23 protein-coding genes, 1 tRNA gene and 1 pseudogene are annotated in these 20492 nt (G+C 68.4%); 14 read left to right on the top strand and 11 right to left on the bottom strand.

Going from position 1 to position 20492, the window contains the following annotated elements; all coding sequences use genetic code 11:
• Positions 1-30: 30 nt before the first annotated feature.
• From FHS44_RS20285 to FHS44_RS20250, 8 genes are all read left to right on the top strand, one after another.
• Positions 31-777, top strand: coding sequence for a 3-keto-5-aminohexanoate cleavage protein (locus tag FHS44_RS20285; RefSeq protein ID WP_312863741.1), 747 nt, complete (start codon positions 31-33; stop codon positions 775-777).
• Positions 778-801: 24 nt separating this feature from the next.
• On the top strand, positions 802-1743 hold the full coding sequence (gnd, locus tag FHS44_RS20280) for a phosphogluconate dehydrogenase (NAD(+)-dependent, decarboxylating) (RefSeq protein ID WP_184716969.1): 942 nt from the start codon (positions 802-804) through the stop codon (positions 1741-1743).
• Between the two features lie 45 nt (positions 1744-1788).
• The gene (recF, locus tag FHS44_RS20275; RefSeq protein ID WP_184716967.1) at positions 1789-2961 is read left to right on the top strand and encodes a DNA replication/repair protein RecF; all 1173 of its coding nucleotides are present in this window, start codon (positions 1789-1791) and stop codon (positions 2959-2961) included.
• Positions 2951-3511: a DciA family protein gene (locus FHS44_RS20270; RefSeq protein ID WP_312863740.1), complete on the top strand. Its 561-nt coding sequence runs from the start codon at positions 2951-2953 to the stop codon at positions 3509-3511. The genes recF and FHS44_RS20270 overlap by 11 nt, the downstream gene beginning before the upstream one ends.
• Positions 3512-3809: 298 nt before the next feature.
• Positions 3810-5756, top strand: coding sequence for a DNA topoisomerase (ATP-hydrolyzing) subunit B (gyrB, locus tag FHS44_RS20265; protein WP_184716965.1), 1947 nt, complete (start codon positions 3810-3812; stop codon positions 5754-5756).
• Positions 5757-5798: 42 nt separating this feature from the next.
• Entirely contained in the window at positions 5799-8291 is a 2493-nt protein-coding gene (gene gyrA, locus FHS44_RS20260) for a DNA gyrase subunit A (RefSeq protein WP_184716963.1), read from the top strand.
• A gap of 72 nt (positions 8292-8363) precedes the next feature.
• Entirely contained in the window at positions 8364-9047 is a 684-nt protein-coding gene (locus FHS44_RS20255; protein ID WP_184716961.1) for a DUF3566 domain-containing protein, read from the top strand.
• Between the two features lie 150 nt (positions 9048-9197).
• Positions 9198-9271, top strand: a tRNA-Ile gene (locus FHS44_RS20250).
• Between the two features lie 251 nt (positions 9272-9522).
• Here the strand turns inward: FHS44_RS20250 and FHS44_RS20245 are convergent.
• The 5 genes from FHS44_RS20245 to FHS44_RS20225 form a co-directional block, all read right to left on the bottom strand.
• A complete protein-coding gene (locus FHS44_RS20245) occupies positions 9523-9762 on the bottom strand; it encodes a helix-turn-helix domain-containing protein (RefSeq protein WP_184716960.1) in 240 nt (79 codons plus the stop codon).
• Positions 9763-9773: 11 nt separating this feature from the next.
• Entirely contained in the window at positions 9774-10013 is a 240-nt protein-coding gene (locus FHS44_RS20240; protein ID WP_184716958.1) for a hypothetical protein, read from the bottom strand.
• Between the two features lie 344 nt (positions 10014-10357).
• Positions 10358-10798, bottom strand: coding sequence for a hypothetical protein (locus tag FHS44_RS20235; protein WP_184716956.1), 441 nt, complete (start codon positions 10796-10798; stop codon positions 10358-10360).
• The gene (locus FHS44_RS20230) at positions 10795-11244 is read right to left on the bottom strand and encodes a hypothetical protein (RefSeq protein ID WP_184716954.1); all 450 of its coding nucleotides are present in this window, start codon (positions 11242-11244) and stop codon (positions 10795-10797) included. The genes FHS44_RS20235 and FHS44_RS20230 overlap by 4 nt, the downstream gene beginning before the upstream one ends.
• Positions 11241-12332 (bottom strand): hypothetical protein, encoded by a 1092-nt coding sequence (locus tag FHS44_RS20225; RefSeq protein WP_184716952.1) that lies wholly within the window; start codon positions 12330-12332, stop codon positions 11241-11243. Before FHS44_RS20225 ends, FHS44_RS20230 begins: the two co-directional genes overlap by 4 nt.
• 228 nt (positions 12333-12560) lie before the next feature.
• Between FHS44_RS20225 and FHS44_RS20220 the strand changes: the two genes are divergently transcribed.
• From FHS44_RS20220 to FHS44_RS20210, 3 genes are all read left to right on the top strand, one after another.
• Positions 12561-12809 carry a GntR family transcriptional regulator gene (locus tag FHS44_RS20220; protein WP_184716950.1) on the top strand — a complete coding sequence of 83 codons (249 nt, stop codon included), beginning with the start codon at positions 12561-12563 and terminating at the stop codon, positions 12807-12809.
• Positions 12810-13001: 192 nt separating this feature from the next.
• Positions 13002-13841: a helix-turn-helix domain-containing protein gene (locus tag FHS44_RS20215; RefSeq protein ID WP_184716947.1), complete on the top strand. Its 840-nt coding sequence runs from the start codon at positions 13002-13004 to the stop codon at positions 13839-13841.
• Positions 13842-13851: 10 nt separating this feature from the next.
• Positions 13852-14055, top strand: coding sequence for a DUF397 domain-containing protein (locus tag FHS44_RS20210; RefSeq protein ID WP_184716946.1), 204 nt, complete (start codon positions 13852-13854; stop codon positions 14053-14055).
• 38 nt (positions 14056-14093) lie between these two features.
• Here FHS44_RS20210 and FHS44_RS20205 read toward each other — a convergent pair.
• A pseudogene (locus FHS44_RS20205) lies at positions 14094-14288 on the bottom strand (maleylpyruvate isomerase N-terminal domain-containing protein); the annotation flags it as partial.
• 314 nt (positions 14289-14602) lie between these two features.
• Here FHS44_RS20205 and FHS44_RS20200 point away from each other — a divergent pair.
• Positions 14603-15667, top strand: a complete 1065-nt coding sequence (locus tag FHS44_RS20200) for a PQQ-dependent sugar dehydrogenase (RefSeq protein ID WP_184716945.1) — start codon at positions 14603-14605, stop codon at positions 15665-15667.
• 122 nt (positions 15668-15789) lie between these two features.
• Positions 15790-16098 carry a hypothetical protein gene (locus FHS44_RS20195; RefSeq protein WP_184716944.1) on the top strand — a complete coding sequence of 103 codons (309 nt, stop codon included), beginning with the start codon at positions 15790-15792 and terminating at the stop codon, positions 16096-16098.
• A gap of 168 nt (positions 16099-16266) precedes the next feature.
• Here FHS44_RS20195 and FHS44_RS20190 read toward each other — a convergent pair whose 3' ends face one another.
• The 4 genes from FHS44_RS20190 to FHS44_RS20175 all read right to left on the bottom strand — a co-directional run bounded on the left by FHS44_RS20190 (position 16267) and on the right by FHS44_RS20175 (position 19108).
• Complete coding sequence (locus tag FHS44_RS20190) at positions 16267-16896, bottom strand: DUF6461 domain-containing protein (protein WP_184716943.1); 630 nt, start codon at positions 16894-16896, stop codon at positions 16267-16269.
• Between the two features lie 34 nt (positions 16897-16930).
• Positions 16931-17746, bottom strand: coding sequence for an SDR family NAD(P)-dependent oxidoreductase (locus FHS44_RS20185; RefSeq protein WP_184716942.1), 816 nt, complete (start codon positions 17744-17746; stop codon positions 16931-16933).
• A gap of 187 nt (positions 17747-17933) precedes the next feature.
• Positions 17934-18542: a phosphatase PAP2 family protein gene (locus FHS44_RS20180; protein WP_184716941.1), complete on the bottom strand. Its 609-nt coding sequence runs from the start codon at positions 18540-18542 to the stop codon at positions 17934-17936.
• A 110-nt stretch (positions 18543-18652) separates the two neighbouring features.
• Positions 18653-19108: an iron chaperone gene (locus tag FHS44_RS20175; protein WP_184716939.1), complete on the bottom strand. Its 456-nt coding sequence runs from the start codon at positions 19106-19108 to the stop codon at positions 18653-18655.
• Between the two features lie 198 nt (positions 19109-19306).
• Here FHS44_RS20175 and FHS44_RS20170 point away from each other — a divergent pair, with 198 nt between their 5' ends.
• The gene (locus tag FHS44_RS20170; protein WP_184716937.1) at positions 19307-19603 is read left to right on the top strand and encodes a hypothetical protein; all 297 of its coding nucleotides are present in this window, start codon (positions 19307-19309) and stop codon (positions 19601-19603) included.
• 35 nt (positions 19604-19638) lie between these two features.
• Here the strand turns inward: FHS44_RS20170 and FHS44_RS20165 are convergent, their stop codons facing one another.
• Positions 19639-20490: a helix-turn-helix domain-containing protein gene (locus tag FHS44_RS20165; protein WP_184716935.1), complete on the bottom strand. Its 852-nt coding sequence runs from the start codon at positions 20488-20490 to the stop codon at positions 19639-19641.
• Between the last annotated feature and the right edge of the window lie 2 nt (positions 20491-20492).

Genomic DNA, 20492 nt, shown 5'->3' with positions numbered 1-20492 from the left:
GGGAACGGCGCGTCCGGGCAGGGGGCGCCGGTGAACCAGATCATGCTGAAGGCGTGCCTCAACGGGGCCAGACGGCCCGACGAGCACCCCGCCGTCCCTGTGACCCCTCTGGAGCTCGCTGAGGCGGCCCGTGAGGCCCGTGAGGCGGGTGCGACGGCTGTGCACATGCACCCGCGCGACGAGGCGGGCAGAGAGTCTCTCAGCGCCGTCCACATCGGCGCGGCGGTGCGGGCCGTACGGCTGGCGTGCCCCGGGCTGCCCGTGGGCGTGAGCACGGGCCTGTGGATGACGGACGGCGACGCCGACGCCAGGGGCGAGGCCGTACGCGGGTGGGAGGTTCTTCCACAGGCTGACCGGCCCGACTTCGCGTCGGTGAACCTCTCCGAACCCGGCTTCACCGGCCTGTGGCATGATCTTCGGCGGCTCGGCGTGGACGTCGAGGCCGGGGTCTGGTCCGTCGGTGACGCCGAGGCGCTCGCCGCGACCGGACTTGGGTGCGTACGGGTGCTCGTCGAGATCATCGGCGGTGCCGCGGAAACCGCGGTCTCCCGGGCGCGGGCCGTGCTCGGTCGTCTCGACGAGCTGGCCGTCCCCGGCCCCCGGCTGCTCCACGGCGAGGAGGGACCGGCGTGGATACTCGTGGACGAGGCGGGGCAGCTGGGACTGGCCACGCGCATCGGCCTTGAGGACGTCCTCCACAGCCCCGACGGCGGCCCTGTGGAAGGAAACGCCCATCTGGTACGGCTCGCGCTGGCGCGGCTTTCGACAGGTGGATGATGGAACCCTGAAGGGGGTGCTCGTATGCAGATCGGCATGGTCGGGCTGGGCAAGATGGGCGGCAACATGGCCGAGCGGCTGCGCCGCGGCGGTCACGACGTCGTCGGTTACGACCGTGACCCGGCGGTCAGTGACGTCTCCAGCCTGAAGGAGCTGGTCGAACGGCTCAGGGCGCCGCGCGCGGTGTGGGTCATGGTGCCCGCGGGCGCGCCCACCCAGGCGACCGTCGAGGAGCTCGGTGATCTGCTGTCCGAAGGCGACATCGTGATCGACGGCGGCAACTCGCACTACCTCGACGACCAGAAGCACGCGGCCCAGCTCGGCGAGCGGGGCGTCGGCTTCGTCGACTGCGGCGTGAGCGGCGGCGTCTGGGGCCTGCAGAACGGCTACGCCCTCATGGTCGGCGGCACCGACGACGATGTTCAGCGGCTGATGCCGGTCTTCGACACCCTCAAGCCCGAGGAGGGCGGCTTCGTGCACGCCGGGGCCGTCGGCGCGGGGCACTTCGCGAAGATGGTCCACAACGGCATCGAGTACGGCATGATGCAGGCCTTCGCCGAGGGCTGGGAGCTGCTTGAGGCCTCCGACATCGTGACCGACGTGCCCGGCGCCTTCGCGAGCTGGCGGCACGGCACCGTCATCCGCTCCTGGCTGCTCGACCTGCTGGTTCGCGCCCTCGACGACGACCCGGACCTGGCGGACCTGAAGGGCTACGCCCAGGACTCCGGCGAGGGCAGGTGGACGGTCCAGGCGGCCGTCGACCTGGCCGTCCCGCTGCCGGTCATCACCGCCGCGCTGTACGCCAGGTTCGCCTCCCGCCAGGACGACTCCCCGGCCATGAAGGTCGTCGCGGCGCTGCGCAACCAGTTCGGCGGCCACGCGGTCACCGCCAAGGAGGGCCAGACCGGCAAGGGCGCGGACGCCCCCGGCGCCGACGTCGTCCCCCCGGTCGAGACCGACCGGTGACCGGCGGGGCCCCGGTGAAGGACGGGGGCGGCTAGTCTTCCTGGGGTGCACGTCGCCCATCTCGCGCTGACCGACTTCCGGTCCTACGACACCGTCGACCTCGGCCTTGAGCCGGGCGTCACGGCGTTCGTCGGGCCGAACGGTCAGGGCAAGACCAACCTGGTCGAGGCGCTGGGCTACGTCGCGAGCCAGTCAAGCCACCGCGTGGCGACGGACGGTCCTCTGGTACGGCAGGGCGCGGCGCGGGCGATCGTGCGTTCGGTCGTCGTGCGCGACGACCGGCGGGCCCTGATCGAGCTGGAGATCAACCCGGGCAAGGCCAACCGGGCCAGGCTGAACCGCTCGCCCGTCTCCCGCCCGCGCGACGTGGTCGGCATGTTGCGCACCGTCCTGTTCGCCCCCGAGGACCTCGCCATGGTCAAGGGCGACCCCGGTGAGCGCCGCCGCTACCTCGACGACCTGCTGGTGGCCAGGGCTCCCAGGTTCGCCGGGGTCAGGGCCGACTACGACCGGGTGCTCAAGCAGCGCGGCGCCCTGCTGCGGGTGGCGGCGCAGTCACGGCGTGGCAGGGGCGGGCGGCGGGCCGAGAACGACGCCGCCTTCGCCGCGGCCGGGGCCGGAGACCCGCTGAGCACCCTGGAGGTCTGGGACGCCCACCTGGCCAAATACGGCGCCGAGCTGCTCGCGGCCCGCCTCGGGCTGATCGAGGAGCTGCGCCCGCTCGTCGCCTCGGCCTACGCCGCCCTCGCCCCCGGCTCGGACGCGGCCTGTCTCGACTACCGCGGCACCCTGCCGGAGGAGTCGGAGGGTACGGCCCGCGAGGACCTTGAGGGGCGCATCCGGGCCGCCCTGCTCGACGTGCGGACCTCCGAGCTGGAACGCGGCGTCACCCTCGTCGGCCCGCACCGCGACGACCTGTTCCTCGGCCTCGGAGAGCTGCCCGCCCGCGGCTACGCCAGCCACGGCGAGTCGTGGTCGTTCGCGCTCGCGCTCAGGCTGGCCGCCTACGACCTGCTCAGGAGCGACGGCGGCGACCCCGTGCTGATCCTCGACGACGTCTTCGCCGAGCTGGACAGCCAGCGCCGCCGCCGTCTCGCCGAGATCGTCGCCCCCGCCGAGCAGGTGCTGATCACCGCCGCGGTCGCCGCCGACGTGCCCGCCGAGCTGATCGGCGCCCGCTTCGACGTGACGGAGGGGAGCGTGGCCCGTGTCCGCTGACATGCCCGACCCCACCGAGGGCGCCGCCGAGGGGGCTGTTGAGGGGGCTGTTGAGGGCGCCAGGGCGACCGCCGCCAAGGGCGCCGCGATGGCCAGGGAGAAGCTCGCCCAGGCCAAGGCGGACGCCGCGAAACGCGGCCAGCTCCCCCGCAGGGAGCCCAGGCGCAAGCCGTACGGCCAGCGCAGGGACAGCGGCGACCCGAGGCTCTTCGGCAGCGCCATCGCCGACCTGCTCGCGGACCGGGGCTGGGAGCGGCCCGCCGCGGTCGGCGGGGTGTTCGGTCGCTGGCACGAGATCGTCGGCTCCGACCTGGCCGCGCACACCAAGCCGGAGACCTTCGCCGAGGGCGAGGTCGTGGTGATCGCCGACTCCACGGCCTGGGCGACCCAGGTCAGGCTGCTCGCCGCCGAGCTCGTCAAGCGGCTGAACCAGGAGCTCGGCGACGGAACCGTACGGCGCGTGCGGGTGCGTGGGCCGCAGAACGGGCCACGGCCGAGCGGCGGGCTGCGTGTCACCGGGAGCCGCGGCCCCGGCGACACCTACGGATGATCCACAACCCGGAAAACGGATCAGCGGCCTTTCTGAGGCGGCTACCCCCTTCCCCGTAGGGGGATGCGTAACCCAAGGCTCGACGCGCGACAGAGGCCTCCAGAGCCCTTCAATGCCGCACGACACGTTCGGAGCCGCTAGAATGAAATCGAATTCCGGACACAGTCCGCTTGCGTGTCACCCCGGCCACCGCGCCGACCTCCCCCGGGTGAGCGCATCGGGGCATTCACGACGGTGACGGGCACGGCGGGGCCGACAGGGCCGATCGCCGCGTGTCCGCGGCAGGAGGATTTCGCACTTGTCCTACGACGCTAGCTCAATCACCGTTCTCGAAGGACTTGAGGCGGTCCGTAAGCGCCCGGGAATGTACATCGGCTCGACCGGTGAACGTGGTCTCCACCACCTCGTCTACGAGGTCGTGGACAACTCCGTCGACGAGGCCCTGGCCGGGCACGCCGACAGGATCGAGGTGACCCTCCTCGCCGACAACGGCGTCAGGGTCGTCGACAACGGCCGAGGCATTCCCGTCGGCATCGTCGAGGCGGAGGGCCGTCCCGCCGTCGAGGTCGTCCTGACCGTGCTGCACGCGGGCGGCAAGTTCGACAGCAAGTCGTACGCCGTCTCCGGCGGTCTGCACGGCGTCGGCGTCTCGGTGGTGAACGCGCTGTCCACGGCGCTTGAGGTGGAGATCCGCACCGACGGCCATTACTGGCGGCAGAGCTACTCCCACTCCAAGCCGACCGCCCCCCTGGCCAAGGGGGAACCGACCTCGGAGACCGGCACCTCGATCACCTTCTGGGCCGACGACACGATCTTCGAGACCACGACGTGGAACTTCGAGACGCTCTCCCGGCGCTTCCAGGAGATGGCCTTCCTGAACAAGGGCCTGACGATCTCGCTGCGCGACGAGCGGCCCGACCACGGCGTCAACGGCGAGGTCGCCGAGGTGGTCTACCACTACGAGGGCGGCCTTTCCGACTTCGTGAAGCACCTGAACTCCAAGAAGGAGCCCGCCCACCTCTCGGTGGTCGACTTCGAGGAGCACGGCGAGGGCATCTCCGTCGAGATCGCCCTGCAGTGGAACAACTCCTACAGCGAGTCGGTCTACACCTTCGCCAACACCATCAACACCGCAGAGGGCGGCACCCACGAGGAGGGCTTCCGCGCGGCGCTGACGTCGATCGTCAACCGCTACGCGCGTGAGCAGAAGTTCCTCAAGGAGGGCAAGGACGACAACCTGACCGGTGAGGACATCCGTGAGGGCCTCACCGCGATCATCTCGGTGAAGCTTGCCGACCCGCAGTTCGAGGGTCAGACCAAGACCAAGCTGGGCAACACCGAGGCCAAGTCGTTCGTGCAGAAGGCCTGCAACGACCACCTGCGCGACTGGTTCGAGCGCAACCCCGGCGAGGCCAAGGACATCATCAGCAAGTCCCTGCAGGCCTCACGCGCCCGCATCGCGGCCCGCCAGGCCCGCGACCTCACCCGGCGCAAGTCGCTGCTCGAGTCGGGCTCCGGCCTGCCCGGCAAGCTGGCCGACTGCCAGTGGAGCGACCCGGAGAAGTGCGAGCTGTTCATCGTCGAGGGTGACTCGGCCGGTGGCTCGGCCAAGGGCGGCCGCGACTCCAAGTTCCAGGCCATCCTGCCCATCCGCGGCAAGATCCTGAACGTGGAGAAGGCCCGCATCGATAAGGTGCTGAAGAACGCCGAGGTCCAGGCGCTGATCACCGCCATGGGCACCGGGGTCCACGACGAGTTCGACATCGCCAAACTCCGCTACCACAAGCTCATCCTGATGGCGGACGCCGACGTCGACGGCCAGCACATCAACACGCTGCTGCTGACGCTGCTGTTCCGTTTCATGCGCCCGCTGATCGAGGCGGGGCACGTCTACCTCTCCCAGCCGCCGCTCTACAAGATCAAGTGGGACCGCAGGGGCGAGGACGCCTCCTACGCCTACTCCGACCGCGAGCGCGACGCGATCATCGACGACGGCATCCAGCGGGGCAAGCGCGACCCGCGCCAGCACGACGGCATCCAGCGGTTCAAGGGTCTGGGCGAGATGAACGCCGGCCAGCTCTGGGACACGACGATGAACCCCGACACCCGGGTGCTCCTGCAGGTCACCCTCGATGACGCCGCCCAGGCCGACGAGCTGTTCAGCGTCCTCATGGGTGAGGACGTCGAGGCACGCCGCTCCTTCATCATCAGGAACGCGCGGGACGTCCGTTTCCTCGATGTGTAGCGGTAGCCGTACAGACCTCTCTCTCGTAAAGGACCCATCCTCGTGACGGATGTGAACACTCCGCCGGTAGACCACCAGCGCATCGAACCCGTCGACATCCAGTCGGAGATGCAGCGCAGCTACATGGACTACGCGATGTCCGTCATCGTGTCCCGCGCGCTGCCCGACGTCCGCGACGGTCTCAAGCCGGTGCACCGCCGCGTGCTCTACGCCATGTACGACGGCGGCTACCGCCCCGACCGCGGCTACTTCAAGTGCTCCCGCATCGTCGGCGACGTGATGGGTTCCTACCACCCGCACGGTGACTCCTCGATCTACGGCACGGTCGTACGGCTCGCGCAGCCGTGGGCGCTGCGCTACACGCTGGTCGACGGACAGGGCAACTTCGGCTCGCCGGGCAACGACATGCCGGCCGCCATGCGCTACACCGAGTGCAAGCTCGCGCCGATCGCCATGGAGATGATCCGTGACATCGACAAGGACACCGTCGACTTCCAGCCCAACTACGACGGCCGTTCCCAGGAACCCCTGGTCCTGCCGTCGCGGTTCCCGAACCTGCTGGTCAACGGCGCCACGGGCATCGCGGTCGGTATGGCGACGAACATCCCGCCGCACAACCTGCGCGAGGTGGCTGAGGGCGTCAAGTGGGCCCTGCAGAACCCCGAGGCGAGCGACGACGAGCTTCTTGAGGCGCTGATCGCGCGGATCAAGGGCCCCGACTTCCCCACCGGCGCCCTGATCGTCGGTCGCAGGGGCATGGACGACGCCTACCGCACCGGGCGCGGCTCGATCACCATGCGGGCGATCGTCGAGGTCGAGGAGGACGCCAAGGGCCGTCAGTGCCTGGTCGTCACCGAGCTGCCCTACATGGTCAACCCGGACAACCTCGCGCTGTTCATCGCCGAGTCGGTCAAGGACGGCCGCATCAGCGGCATCGCCGACGTCCGCGACGAGAGCTCCTCGCGGGTCGGCCAGCGCCTGGTCATCGTGCTCAAGCGCGACGCGGTCGCCAAGGTCGTGCTGAACAACCTCTACAAGCACACCCAGCTGCAGACCACCTTCGGCGCCAACATGCTGGCGCTGGTCGACGGCGTGCCGAGGACCCTGCGCCTCGACCAGTTCGTCCGGCACTACATCGACCACCAGATCGAGGTCGTGGTCCGCAGGACCCGCTACCTGCTGCGCAAGGCCGAGGAGCGGGCCCACATCCTGCGCGCGCTGCTCAAGGCGCTCGACCGGATGGACGAGGTCATCGCGCTGATCCGGCGCTCGCCGTCGGCGGCCGAGGCCCAGGGCGGCCTGATGACGCTGCTGGACATCGACCAGATCCAGGCGCAGGCCATCCTCGACATGCAGCTGCGCAAGCTGGCCGCCCTGGAGCGGCAGCAGATCACCGACGAGTACGACGCGCTGATGGTGCACATCATCGACTACCAGGAGATCCTGGCCTCGCCGGAGCGGCAGCGGACCATCGTCTTCGACGAGCTCTCCGAGATCACTTCGAAGTACGGCGACGAGCGCAAGACGGAGATCATCGCCTACGAGGGCGACATGTCGATCGAGGACCTCCTCGCCGAGGAGGACATGGTCGTCACGATCACCCGCGGTGGCTACGCCAAGCGCACCAACACCGACCTCTACCGGGCGCAGAAGCGCGGCGGCAAGGGCGTGCGCGGGGCGCAGTTGCGCCAGGACGACATCGTCGACCACTTCTTCGTCACCACGACCCACCACTGGCTGCTGTTCTTCACCAACAAGGGACGCGTCTACCGGGTCAAGGCCTACGAGCTGCCAGACTCGGGCAGGGACGCCCGCGGTCAGCACCTGGCCAACCTGCTGGCCATGCAGCCCGACGAGGTGGTCATGGAGGTGCTCGACCTGCGTGACTACGAGGTCGCGCCGTACCTCGTGCTGGCGACCCGCAGCGGTCTGGTGAAGAAGACGCGCCTCTCCGAGTACGACTCGCCGCGTTCCGGTGGTCTTATCGCCATCAATCTGCGAGAAGATGACGAAGTGATCGCAGCCAGACTGGTTTCGGAGGAGGACGACCTCCTGCTGATCTCTCGCGGGGCGCAGTCCATCCGCTTCACCGCCTCCGACGAGGCCCTGCGGCCCATGGGCAGGGCGACCAGCGGCGTGATCGGCATGCGCTTCCTTGACGGAGACGAACTGTTGGCGATGAACCGGATCGCCGACGGCGATGATGTGTTGGTCGCGACCGAGGGTGGGTATGCAAAGCGCACACCCGCCGATCAGTACCCTGTTCAGGGACGTGGCGGTAAGGGTGTCCTGACCGCGAAGATCGTCAGCTCCCGTGGCAAGCTGGTTGGGGCTGTCATGGTCAGGCCGGAGGACGAGGTCTTCGCGATCACGTCCGTCGGTGGGGTCATCAGGACCAGCGCAGGAGAGATCAAGCAGTCCGGTCGCCAGACCATGGGGGTGCGTCTGATGAATCTGGTCGATGGAGACAGCGTCGTGGCTCTCGCCCGCAACGCCGAGTCTTTGGAGACTGAGGAAAACGGGGAAGGTGAGTAGCCCGTGAGCGCTCAGTCAAGGCCAGGACCGCGACCCGCGTCCTCGTCGACACGTGATCAGGTGACGGAGAAAATGGATAAAGCCGTCGAAGCAGATCCTGCCAAGGCGGCTGAGCCGTCGGCGGGCAACGGTAACAGGCCCGGGCCCTCAAACAACGGTGGTCCCGCTCCGGAGACCGACAAACCGGTCGCCGACGGCAAGGGCAGGCCGGGTACGGCGTCCGCCGAGGACGGCAAGGTGCCCGACACCATGGTGCACCCCCGCCCGACCCCGCCTTCCGGCAACCCCTCCTGGTCGCCGGGAGGGCCTCCGCCGGGGGGGCTGTCGTCTCCCGGGCCCGACTCCAGGAAGCCGGCCGCCGACTCCTCGCCGCGCTCGCCGCGCAAGGCCCATCTGGTGCTGCGCAGGATCGAGCCGTGGTCGGCCATGAAGTTCAGCTTCGTGGTCTCCCTGGTCTGCTTCGTGGTGCTGTTCGTCGCCGTCGCGGTGCTCTACATGGTGCTGAACAGCCTCGGCGTGTTCGACAGCATCATCCAGACGGTCAACCAGTTCACGGTCTCCGACGGCAAGCCGTCCGCGAGCGGCTTCAACGTCGCCTCCTGGTTCGAGCCGGTCCGCATCCTCGGATACACCGCCCTGATCGGGGCCGTGAACGTCGTCCTGATCACGGCCCTGTCCACCCTCGGTGCGGTGATCTACAACATCGCCTCCGACCTGGTCGGCGGCATCGAGGTCACCTTCAGCGAGGCCGAGTAGTCATCGTCCGGCGTGTCCCCGGCGCTGCGCCTTGCGCGCGGGCCGGGGACATGGCGCGAGCCGGTGCCAGGACAGGGTAAGCTTTTCCCTGTTCGAGCGGACGGATTCGCCTCCCAAAGCAGGATGCGATACCGTTCTGGCACGTGATGAGGGGCTATAGCTCAGTCGGTTAGAGCGCTTCCCTGATAAGGAAGAGGTCCCAGGTTCAAGTCCTGGTAGCCCCACCTTCTGACCAGCAAAAAGACCGCCTTCCGATCTTCGGATAGCGGTCTTTCTGTTTTCGCCGCCCTGGAGAACCGGGCGGATCTGTCTGCGGTGCACAGTTCCGCGACGGCCGTGCTGCTGTGGCTCACCAGGGGGACACCGGGGTCTGACAGCAGTGATACGAAGCTGTTCGGGGTGCCCAGGCGCGCATGCTACGAGATCACCCCCGCGCACGCGGGGATGATCTTTCCCCGAGGTCAGGGGCGAGTGGTCACGGGGTCGAGGGGTTGAGGATTACGTTGATGTCGCTTTGGCGGTAGCGGCGCTGTCCGCTGGGGGTCTTCAGCGAGGGGATCTTCCCGGTGAGGGACCAACGATTGACGGTTTTGGGGTCGACGCCGAAGATGTGGGCGACTTCTCCGGGGGTGAGGAGGCGGTCGGTGGTTTCGGGGCCGGTGGTGAAGGTTCCGTCGGGGGTGACGGCCTTGCGGGTGGCCTTGAGGGTAGGCATGGGGGGCTCCTTCAGTAGCGGAGGTTGTGGAGGATCTTGTCGTGGTGGGCCAGGGCCCTGATCAACCCGTGCAGGGTGGTACGGCCCAGCACGTCGCGGGCTCCGGCCTTTCGCTGGTCGGGTCGCAGCGGGTAGTAGCGGGTGGCCCACCACCGGGGTAGGCCGGGTAGGTCGCGTTGTTGGTAGTACCAGCCGGGGTGGGTGCTGGTGAGCACGTCGAGCACGCGTCGCTCGTACTCGTCATCGGTCATCGTCGTCTCGCTTCGGAAGACGGACAGGAAACACGTGTCAGGCGGGGAGGCCGCGCCGGTTCAGGCGGGGAGGCCATGCCGGTTCAGGTGAGGGTGGGGGGTGCCCGGCCCCGAGCCGGGGAGCAGGGGCCGGGCACCCGGTAGGAGGACCGGTCCCGCGTGTGGGGACGCGAGACCGGTACGCGAGGCGGCTCCCCCTTCCCCAACACGCCCTGCCATGTCCCGGCGTGTGTGGGAGCCGCCTTGCGAAGGGGTGCGGCCCAGACCCCTCCGTCTGGGCCGCACGTTTAGGAGGTACGGCGGGCAGCGGGCGGGATGAGGTCCCACCGCCCGCCGTACCGGCTTCAGGAGCGCAGGAGTCTGCGCAGGCCGACAGGTCGCTGACCGGCCCATCCAGCCCGAACGGCGTGGGCGGTTCGGGCCTGGAGGGCGCGGGCGGCGGCGACGGCCCGGATGCTTGGCGGCACCATCGGGGGTGCCTGAGCGGTCAGGCGAGCGGACACCTGCCTGGGCGCCTGGACGGGCGCCTGGACGGACACCTGAGCGAGCGTCTGAGCGGGTGTCTGGGCGGCCAGCTTGCGGTCCAGCTCTTCGGCCGAGTCGGCGCGTACCAGCAGCACGGCGCCGGGGGTCGGCCTGCCGGACAGGGCGTGGCGGTAGGCGCTCCACAGGCCGGACTGCGGGTTGTGGAAGACCAGCCAACCCGGGTGAGCCGTCTGCAGGGTGTCGCAGGTTCGATCCGCGACACCGGCCTGGGGACGAGTCGCCTTGAGCGATGGCATCATGCCGCCCTCCCACCCGGCGACGAACGCCGCCTTCTGGCCGGGCCCCGATCCCGCGGCTCCGCCGTGTCCCGGTCCCGCGCCCCCGTCTCGTCCCGATCGAGCGTCCCCGGCGTGTTCCGGTCGCGCGTCCCCGTCGTGTCCTGGTCACTCAGCTCAGCCGACGGACGCTTCTCCTCGCCCTGGGTCAGCGTGGCCTGGAGCATCCGGACCATCTCCGCCTCCTGCATCCGCTCCTCCAACCCCTCCGACGTGGCGTCCTCAACCACCACGAGCTGCGGGCTGTCCCAGGACGCCACGGCGTAGAAGGCGCGCTTGCCCAGGCTGTAGAGCACGGTCCAGTCCGCCCAGGTCTGGTCGAGGCGTTCGGCTTCGGCGCGGGCGGGTCCGTCCCAGACCCGCTGATACACCGAGGCGTACGGCTGGCCGTCCCGATGCCGGCCCGTCACGAGACCGGCCCCGTCGTCTCGACGGCGGCGACGACGGTCTTCTCGGCGGCGGCCAAGGTGGTCTTCTCGGCGTTGGTGAAGGTGGTCTTCTCGGCGTTGGCGACGGCGGTGCGGGCCTTGTCCTCCTGCTCGGCCACGGCGGCCTGAACCTCCTCGAAGGTGTCGGCGTCCACGGCCGGTTCGACCCCGGCGCGCAGGGCGACGCGGGGGAAGGCGCGGTTGCGGATGGCCCAGTAGCGGCCCGTGTCGCTGACGATCAGCCGCCAGCCCGGGATCGCCGGACTGTTGGGGGTGCTGTTGTGCATGATCTGGACCTCCGTGATCCGATCAGAGGCTCTGGCCGACGAGGTGATCGCCAGACGGGCCTGCCCTGCGGGAGAACAAAGAGAAAGGTGCGCGCCGTACGGCACCGCCGCGTGAGCGCCGGAAGCCGCACGAGCATGAAGAGCACGACAGCGGCCTTCGCGTCGAGGCGGCCTGCCGGTCGCGGGCCGTACCGCACTCCTGCGGAAACCAGGCCGGGACAGACCGGATCGACGCAGCCTGGCCCAGGAGATCCCGGCTCGGGGAGCACCGGGCGCAGAGCGCCGGATCTGCCGAGGCAGCGAAGGCCGGGCAGGCCGTACCGGCTCAACGGGCTCCGACGCTGGGACGGTAACCATGTCACCGGCAGGAACCGGCACGGGACCCGGCTCGGAGGCGGCTTCCGGGAGGTCGGGCAGGTCATCCGGTACGGCGTGCGCGGCCGGGGCCGCCGCGGGCGATCCCGGCTCGGGGTTCGGCTCGGGAACGGGCCGACGCTGGGCGGGCACCAGCGGAACCACCTCGTTCGGCGCGACCTCCATCGGAGGCCGGGGAGCGGGAAGGATCTGCGGGCCGTACTCGCGGCGGGCCTGGAGACGGGCGTTCATCAACAGCCCGGACGGCTGCACGTACTCGTGCCCGTCCTGGCCGGAGCAACCGTGGGCGTAGGGGGAATGGCCGCAGCGGGCGCAGCCCATGGGCAGGGGTACGGCGTCGGCGAAGCAGCCGCAGCCCTCCGGGGTCGATGTGTCCGAGTTGGAGCTCGGAGCACTACTCTTACTCACGTCAGGAGTTGCCTTCCTGATTGAGGGCCTGTCCCGGCGATGCAACCGTCGGGCAGGTCCGTTTTTGGATCAGGGTGTTGCTCGCGGGGAGCACCGCTGGCAGCAAGGAAAAGAGGAGATGGCGTGTTCAAGGCTCCGCATATCGGAGGCCCTATCAGGCCCTATCACACGCGGGCCTGATAGGTTCTGGCGGTCTCGGCAGGGGCATGCCCTCGTACGCTCCAGCCCATGTGGGAACGGGAGCCGAACAGACCAGTCTGGGAGCAGGTGACGGAGATCTTGCGGGACCGTATAACCTCCGGCATCTACCGGCCGAAACAGCCCATCCCGAGCCTGCCGCACTTGATGGAGGAGTTCGGGATCGCGCTCAACACTGCCCGGAAGGCCGTCCATGCCCTCGTCGCCGAGGGAAGAGTGGAGACCGTTCGCGGCATGGGGACCTTCGTGGTCGCTCCCGGCGAAAAGAACCAGGAGTGATGTCGCAGGCCATGTTGCGGGCGAGCGGCGGTCGTGCGGGCGGTGCCTCGATCTTCCTGACAGAGCGTTCATCTCACCCCGCTTCCGGTCGGATACCCATAGTGGCCTAGCAGCGCCAAAACTTCAACACCAAAGTTCGGTTGTCATAGTTAACTGCTTCTGGCGGCAGTGCGTCTGACGGTAGGAGAGAACGTGAGTCACAGCCCAACGCTTCGGCGGCGTCGTCTCAGCGCGCTGCTTGTCCAGCTTCGTGAGGCATCCGGGCTCACCGTGGAGGAGGCCACCCGCCGACTGGAATGGTCCCGTGGACGGCTGACCCACATGGAGCGTAACAAGTGGACCCGGCCAGACGTCGGCAACATGAACGCTCTGCTGAACGTGTACGGCGTCACCGATCCTCAGATGCGAGAGACGGTCCTCACCCTCGCACGTCAGTCCCGCACGAAGGGCTGGTGGTCTGAGTACGCCGAAGTGTTCCGTGGCTCGTTGCCAGGTTTCGAGGCCGAAGCCTCCGAGATCCTCGCCTACGCGGCACTGCGCATCCCCGGCCTGCTTCAGACTCCTGACTACATGGCGGCGGTGATGCGAACGGGCACGCTCGACGAGCAGAAGATCCAACGCCGGATAGAGGGCCGCATCGCCCGGCAGAAGATCCTGCACAGAGAGCAACCCCTGGTGCTACAGGTGCTGATCGACCAGGCCGCACTGAACAAGGTCGTCGGCGGCCCCAAGGTCATGAGTGATCAACTCCGGCACATCGTCGCCCTGTCGGAGCAGCCCACCATCACCGTGCACGTCATCCCGGACACCGTGGGAGCCCATGCTGGACTGGATGGAGAGTTCAGCATTCTTCGCTTTCCTGAAGATCCCAGCCTCGTCTACCTCGAAGCGGCCACCAGCGATCTCTATCTGGAGGAGGACAAGGAGGTGCAGGCGTATACCCTCATATTCGACCAGGTCCGTGAGGTAGCTCTGCCTCCACACGAGTCGGTCGCATTCCTCGTGGACCTCGCCCACCGATTCGACGAGTAAGGCAAAGATCATGGACCCAGCTCAGTCCATCACCTGGCGTAAGAGTTCGCTCAGCGGCGCGAATGGAGATAACTGCGTCGAGGTCACGACGGACCTCCCCGGCCTGGTCGCCGTCCGTGACAGCAAGAACCCCTCCGGCCCGGCCCTGGCCTTCACCCCCGCGCAGTGGCGCTCATTCATCGGCCGCGTGAACACCGGCGCCTTCGACGCCTGACCGCTCACCTTCCCGCAAGCCCCTGGCGCCGACGCGGCGTCGGGGGCTTGCGCCGCGGTGAGGTGTGCCAGCACTTCCCGCACGGTCAACCCGGCACACAGTGACGGCGTCGCCCACCGCTCGCCGGTCAGATCCACCAGGTCGTTCGCCAGGGCCGCCCGCTCGGCGTGCACCGGCGGCCAGAGGCCGGTCACGTGACCACCTCGTGCTTTCGGCTCTTGTCGGACAGCCATTTCTCGTCGGTGGGGACGGTCGAAGGGAAGACTGTCGCCAGGGAGCGAAATCATCGCCCATAGGTGACATTTCTAGCCAGTTCGCCGACTTCTTCCGAGCACGCAGCGGCGGCGACGCACCCTGAAGAAATACAGGTCGGCCAAGGAGGTGCCCCCGCCGTTACGGGCGATGAGGGGACGGCCGGGCGGTGTCGCTTACGGGACGCCGATCGGTTGGCGGACGATTCGTGGGTATTCCCATGGGGAGCTTCATGCTTCCCCCGCACTCGTCCAGCGCATCCAATGGCTCCGACGCGACCCGACGGAGAACAAGAATGACCACGAGACACCCGTTCCTGCGACTCGCCGCCGTACTCGCCCTGTCCACGTCGACCGTGTTGACCGCGTGCACGCCGGGGCTGGCCGAAGGTGCCGCTCCCTCGCCTCCGAGGGGAGAGATCTCCACCGTCGCCGACAATCTCGACGCTCCCTGGTCCATCGCCTTCCACGGCAGGACGGCCCTGGTCAGCGAGCGGGACACCGGCCGCATCGTCGAGATCGGCGACCGGGGAGCCACCCGCGAGGTCGGCGTCATCGACGGAGTCGCCCCGAGGGGTGAGGGCGGGCTTCTCGGCATCGCCGTACACAGAGGCTTCCTGTATGCCTACTACACCGCGAGCGGGGAGAACCGGATCGAGCGGTTCCCGCTCACCGGCACGCCCGGCAGGCTCGGGCTCGGACGCCCCACGACCGTCCTCGCAGGGCTCCCGGCCGCGAGCTTCCACAACGGTGGCCGGATCGCGTTCGGGCCCGACGGGATGCTGTACGCCACCGTGGGCGACGCCGGTAACCGCGCCGCCGCCCAGGACGTCGCCGTGCTCGCCGGCAAGATCCTGCGAATGACCCCCGACGGAAAAGTGCCCCGGGGCAACCCGTTCGCCGGTTCCCTGGTCTACAGCTACGGTCACCGCAACCCGCAGGGCATCGCCTGGGACACCCGCGGCACCATGTACGCCAGCGAGTTCGGGCAGGACACCTGGGACGAGCTCAACGTGATCAAGGCGGGCGCCAACTACGGGTGGCCGGAGGTCGAGGGCATCGCCAACCGGGACGGCTTCACCGATCCGGTCCAGCAGTGGCGACCGGCCGAGGCGAGTCCCAGCGGCATAGCCATCACGAGGGGAAACATCTACATCGCGAACCTGCGCGGCCAGGTGCTCAGGCAGGTCCCACTCGACCGGCTCTCCACCTCCACCGAGCGCCTCGTCAGAGAGTACGGCCGGCTCCGCGACGCCGTCGTCGCCCCCGACGGGTCGCTGTGGGTGCTGACCAACAACACCGACGGCCGCGGTGACCCCAACCCGGGAGACGACCGGATCCTCCGCGTGGCGCGGCCATAGGGCGTCCTGTCTGGAGGGTGGGGTGTATGTGGCGGCAGGGGCAGGAAAGCATCCGTGGACACTCATCGTGATCGGATAAACGCTTAGCGCGACAGTCCGCATCTCGCGAGAGGACACCTCACATGCCCACTGCGCGCATCGCCGCCGGACAGACCACAGCCGGACAGGGCTGGCAGGCCTACGGGGCCAACGGCATCTACATCGACGTCGACACCACAGCGGCCCGCTTCACCGGCACCCCCGTCTACGTCACCTCGATCAGCAGCACCGGCGGCAGCCAGTGGGCACTGGTCGGCCCCAGCGCCGTCTACAACGTCACCGCCACAAAGTTCCGCGTCTACGTCCAGTGGAAGGACGGCAGCGCACTGACCCCCGCCACCGCCCAGCAGTACGGCTGGTACATCAACTGGATCGGCTACGACAACCCCTGAGCCACCCCTGCGAACCGAACCCCCGGCACCGCCCGGGGGTTCCCCTGTGTCGAGGGGCATCCACACGAGAACAGCAGCCTGTGGGTGTACGGCCAAGCCAGGGCCACCACCATCCGATGAGAGGCGTCTTGAGCGACGGTCAGAGGACCACCTCGTCTATGGCCGTGATCAACCGCTGTTGATCACGGCGCCCAGAAGATGTGTGTCGAGCATCTTCCCGGTGAAGGGAAAGCCGGTGATCTTCTCTGCCAGGGCGAAGGCGCGGGGGAATCCGGCTTTCAGGTCCGGGCTGTCCTCGTCCAGTTCGGGGTCCAGGCCGACCTCGCGCATCATGCCGGTAAGCCGGTCCGGTTCGCTGCCTCCACACGCGTCGGGACCCAGCAGGTCGAACCAGGTGACAAGCTCACCGTTGGCCGCATAGACGAAGTAGTCCGTGGCGTGGATGTTGCGGTTGATCGACACGACCTCCGTCCCCTGGGAGAACTGCTTCACCAGGGAGAAGTCGACCGCGATCGATCCTGTCCAGAGTTGGATGAGCACCGACCAGCCATCCGCTTCCAGTGCGCCCGCATAACTGGCGCGCGGCACACCCGAGTCGAAGCACCTCATCGCTCTCTCCTGTAGTTCTTCGAAGGTCACCTCTCTGATCGCGTCGTTGGCCGCGCCGAGACGAACCAGCGCCTCAGCGGGAGAAAGGGACCGGGCGAAGGTCACGCAGGAGACGTCGTAGAACGGTCCGAACTCCTCAAGCCAGGTGTGGGTCGGCCACCATGATTCCTCCAGTTGCTTGTGGATCATGCTGGCAGCGGCCACTGACGAAGACCGGTGCTGTTCACGTTCGCCGTCCGGCCCAGAGGACCAGGTGTTGGTAGGCGGTTCCGAGGGTGCGGACGAGGGTCCAGGCGGCTTTGGCGTCCGCTCCTACCAGCACCTGGGGGCGCCGACGCTCCACGCCGCGCAGGATGATCGAGGCCGCTCTGGACGCCTCCGTTCGCGCGATCTTCGTGTCGAACCTCGCCGTGACGGCGTCCGGGTCCTCGCCTGCCGCGAACCGTCCGTTCCGCATGATCGGCGTACGGACTCCACCCGGACAGACACACGTCACCGAGACGGGGTGTCCGTCAAGCCGCATCTCCTGGCGCAGTGACTCGCTGAATCCGCGGATCGCGAACTTCGACGCGCTGTACGCGCTGTAGCCCGGTGTCGTCAGGAACCCGAACGCGCTGGAGAAGGTCACGAGGTGCCCGTCTCCCGAAGAGATCAGGTGGGGCAGAAAGGCCTTGGCCGTGTTCACCGTGCCCAGCAGGTTGACGTTCACCACGTGGTCGACGTCGCTGAGCTCGGTGTTGAGCAGCCTTCCTGTGTGGATGACACCCGCCACGCAGAAAACCGCGTCGATCCGACCGAACTCGCCGGAGAGGGCGGCCGGATAGTCGAGCATCGCCTGCCGGTCGGTGATGTCGATCGTGTCCGTGCGCACCCGTGCGCCGATCCGCTGACAGCGCCGTGCGGTGTCGGCCACCGCCTCGGCGTTCTGATCGGACAGTGCCAGCCGAGCACCCCGCCGGGCCAGGTCGACGGCCAGGGCGCGGCCGATTCCCGAGCCCGCCCCCGTGATCGCGGCCACCCGGCGGGCATAGTAGTTCACGGTTTCCCTTCCGGTGCTTTCCGCTCATCACCCGTGGGCCGTCGGGTAGCGAAACCGAGCCTTTCTGGGCCGGGTGCGCCTGTCCCGGAGGGAATTTACATGGATCACTCCATTTCCGCGATCATCATGGCTCGACAGCCAAACTGGAATGTTCGATTCGGCTGATCGAAAGCGGCCAGGCGTCGTCTCATGTCAGCAGTGTGAAAACCGCCCAGGCCAGGGTCGCCCCGGTTACCGCTCCGGCGATGGTCTGGGCCGGGGTGTGGTGGGAGACCCGTACCCGGGCCCAGCTCACCAGGGCGGTGATGGCGGCGCCGATGATCAGGGTGGGGGCCGGGGGAAGGAGGTGGGCGAGCATCACGGCTGTGCCCGCGACCACTCCGGTGTGGAAGGAGATCTTCCAGCGGATGGTGACGGCGCCCATCACCGCGACACAGGCCAGCATCACCGCGACGGTGGCCTTCACGACCGAGGGCGCTCCCGCGACGACGAGCACGACGAGGCCGAGGACCAACGCGGCCAACCCCGAAAGCAGCGGCCCCTTGCGGCTCGTCCGGTCCACCACGTGCATCGAGTCCAGCCTGCCGCGCCGTACTCCGATCCCGATCACCGCGGCCGGGACGCCCACGCACACGGCGGCGGCTCCCAGCCCCCAGAGGGCGCCCGTCAGGCCGTCGGCCACGCCGCCCGTGAGCACCGGGGCGAGGAAGGCGACATATTGGGGGGCGAAGACGTTCGTCACGGCCCAGGCGACTCCACCCTGTTTGTTTTCGCCGGCCACGTCTGCATCAGCCATCGCGTTTCCTCCGGGCCTAGGGAATTCCTGGAAAGGCAAGGCTGACAGAGTGAACAGCATGGTGTGACCTGTGGCTGTACGGCCTGCTGCCACAGGCCGTTCGGTATGAATTAGCCGGCGGCCTTCCTGATGAGGTCGGCGATGCGGGTCTCGTCCTCGGGGGTCAGCTCGGTCAGGGCGAAGGCGGTCGGCCACATTGTGCCCTCGTCGAGGTTCGCGGGGTCGTTGAAGCCGAGCGTGGCGTACCTCGCCTTGAACTTCAGCGCGGGCTGGAAGAAACAGACGATCTTGCCGTCCCTGGCGTACGCCGGCATGCCGTACCAGAGCTTCGGGGAGAGGGCGGGGGCGTTGGTCTTGATGATGTCGTGGAGCCGCTCGGCGATGACGCGGTCTGTCCCCTCCATCTCGGCGATCTTCGCGAGCACCTCGACCTCCGGGTCCGCCTTGGGGGTGCGGGAGCCGCGCTTGGAGGACTTCAGCTCCTTGGCGCGCTCCTTCATCGCGTCCCGCTCCTCGGCCGTGAATCCGTCGTACTTCTCCTCGGCGGACGACTGGGTGCCCTTCATGGCAGATTTCCTCTCACAGGGGGCTAGATCTGAACAATCTCATGCTAGGTAACCGTCCCGGTGACGGCTTCTCCAAAACTGACCGGTTGGGGAGCGGGCAAACTGTCGTGACGGTAAGTACCTTTCTGATTACTCTCCGCCAATAGTCGGTGGTGACGGTAACCCCGACCGCGTTGTGGCGCGGAACAGGAGTCAGGAATGCGGCGCACCACGAAGGCTCTGGCGGCACTTGTCACCGCGGGGGCGGTGATCATGAGCATCACAGGTCCGGCCTGGGCGGCGGACGGAGTTCTTGTCGTCAGCGGCAACCGGTTCGTCGATCCTGACCCGGGCTGCTACCGGGGCCGCTTCTGGCCGCTGACCGTCAACAACCGGACCAATACGGCCGTTTTCATCTTCGACGGCGACACCTGCCAGGGCGATCCCCTCGGCGTGGTCCGTCCCGGCGAGGTCAACGTCTTCGAGTACGGCCACAGCGTCTACGTGCCCGGGTGAGAGCGCGGTCGGGTACGGCTCCCGCCGTACCCGACTCAGCCCTGTTCCACGTGAAACATTCTCCGGCGTGACGCCAGGCGGGCGTAGGCCGAGGGGGGCATGCCGACCGCGGCGGTGAAGTCGCGGGTCAGGTGGGCCTGGTCGGCGTAGCCCAGTTCGGCGGCGAGCGTGGCCAGGTCGAGACCCTGGTAGATCCGGTCGGCGGCCTCGTGCAGCCGGAAGCGGCGGATCACCCACTTGGGGCCGATACCGACGTAGTCGCGGAACAGCCGTTGCAGCGAGCGCATCGGCCGCCCCGACCTGGCGGCCAGTTCGTCGACCCTGGTCATCGAGGGGTCATCCTCTGCCAGGTCCACCAGCGCCGCGGCCTCCTCGGCGAGCGGGTCCTGACCCGGCCCGAGGTCGAGCAGGAACGTCTCGACGAGTGTGACGGCGGCCCGCGCGTCGGGCTCGGCCAGGACCTGTTCGACCAGGGCCGTGCCCGCCGTACCGAACATCTCGCCTATCTCCGTGAAGCGGCCGGTCAGCGTGGAGACCGGGGCGCCGAGGAACGTCCGGAAGCCGCCGGGACGGAAGCGCGTGCCGAGCACCCGGCCGCTGTCACGCATCGTGTAGGAGAACCCGCCCCTGATCACGCCCACGACCCGGTGGAAGTCCCCGGTGATCACCATGTTCACGGTCGGGTGCGAGACGATGCGCTGTTCGTACGGCTCGGCCAACCCGGTCCAGGTGACGACCCAGAAGTGGTCCACGTGGGCCGCCAGGCCGGGAGGGGGCGCGTACCGGGTGAAGGTGAAGGCGTCGAGGCCCGCGTACGGATCGACCCAGCCGCGCTGTCGCGTTTCTACAAGCCGTGTTCCGGACGAACGGGGCACGATTGCTGCCATGG

Origin of the sequence: Streptosporangium saharense, from assembly GCF_014203715.1 — a bacterium.
Classification (GTDB): Bacteria; Actinomycetota; Actinomycetes; order Streptosporangiales; family Streptosporangiaceae; genus Streptosporangium; species Streptosporangium saharense.
The sequence above is the reverse complement of the archived record's forward strand: the minus strand, read 5'-3'. Positions and strand labels throughout refer to the sequence as shown.

What these genes read in the sequence shown, in the direction of transcription:
- FHS44_RS20195 (WP_184716944.1), top strand. Translation starts at nt 15,790, where the DNA reads ATGCCCACTGCGCGCATCGCCGCCGGACAGACCACAGCCGGACAGGGC.
- FHS44_RS20175 (WP_184716939.1), bottom strand. Translation starts at nt 19,108, where the DNA reads ATGAAGGGCACCCAGTCGTCCGCCGAGGAGAAGTACGACGGATTCACG.
- FHS44_RS20235 (WP_184716956.1), bottom strand. Translation starts at nt 10,798, where the DNA reads ATGATGCCATCGCTCAAGGCGACTCGTCCCCAGGCCGGTGTCGCGGAT.
- FHS44_RS20255 (WP_184716961.1), top strand. Translation starts at nt 8,364, where the DNA reads ATGGATAAAGCCGTCGAAGCAGATCCTGCCAAGGCGGCTGAGCCGTCG.
- FHS44_RS20165 (WP_184716935.1), bottom strand. Translation starts at nt 20,490, where the DNA reads ATGGCAGCAATCGTGCCCCGTTCGTCCGGAACACGGCTTGTAGAAACG.
- FHS44_RS20245 (WP_184716960.1), bottom strand. Translation starts at nt 9,762, where the DNA reads ATGCCTACCCTCAAGGCCACCCGCAAGGCCGTCACCCCCGACGGAACC.
- FHS44_RS20170 (WP_184716937.1), top strand. Translation starts at nt 19,307, where the DNA reads ATGCGGCGCACCACGAAGGCTCTGGCGGCACTTGTCACCGCGGGGGCG.
- gnd (WP_184716969.1), top strand. Translation starts at nt 802, where the DNA reads ATGCAGATCGGCATGGTCGGGCTGGGCAAGATGGGCGGCAACATGGCC.
- FHS44_RS20210 (WP_184716946.1), top strand. Translation starts at nt 13,852, where the DNA reads ATGGACCCAGCTCAGTCCATCACCTGGCGTAAGAGTTCGCTCAGCGGC.
- FHS44_RS20240 (WP_184716958.1), bottom strand. Translation starts at nt 10,013, where the DNA reads ATGACCGATGACGAGTACGAGCGACGCGTGCTCGACGTGCTCACCAGC.
- FHS44_RS20220 (WP_184716950.1), top strand. Translation starts at nt 12,561, where the DNA reads ATGTGGGAACGGGAGCCGAACAGACCAGTCTGGGAGCAGGTGACGGAG.
- FHS44_RS20200 (WP_184716945.1), top strand. Translation starts at nt 14,603, where the DNA reads ATGACCACGAGACACCCGTTCCTGCGACTCGCCGCCGTACTCGCCCTG.
- FHS44_RS20190 (WP_184716943.1), bottom strand. Translation starts at nt 16,896, where the DNA reads ATGATCCACAAGCAACTGGAGGAATCATGGTGGCCGACCCACACCTGG.
- FHS44_RS20180 (WP_184716941.1), bottom strand. Translation starts at nt 18,542, where the DNA reads ATGGCTGATGCAGACGTGGCCGGCGAAAACAAACAGGGTGGAGTCGCC.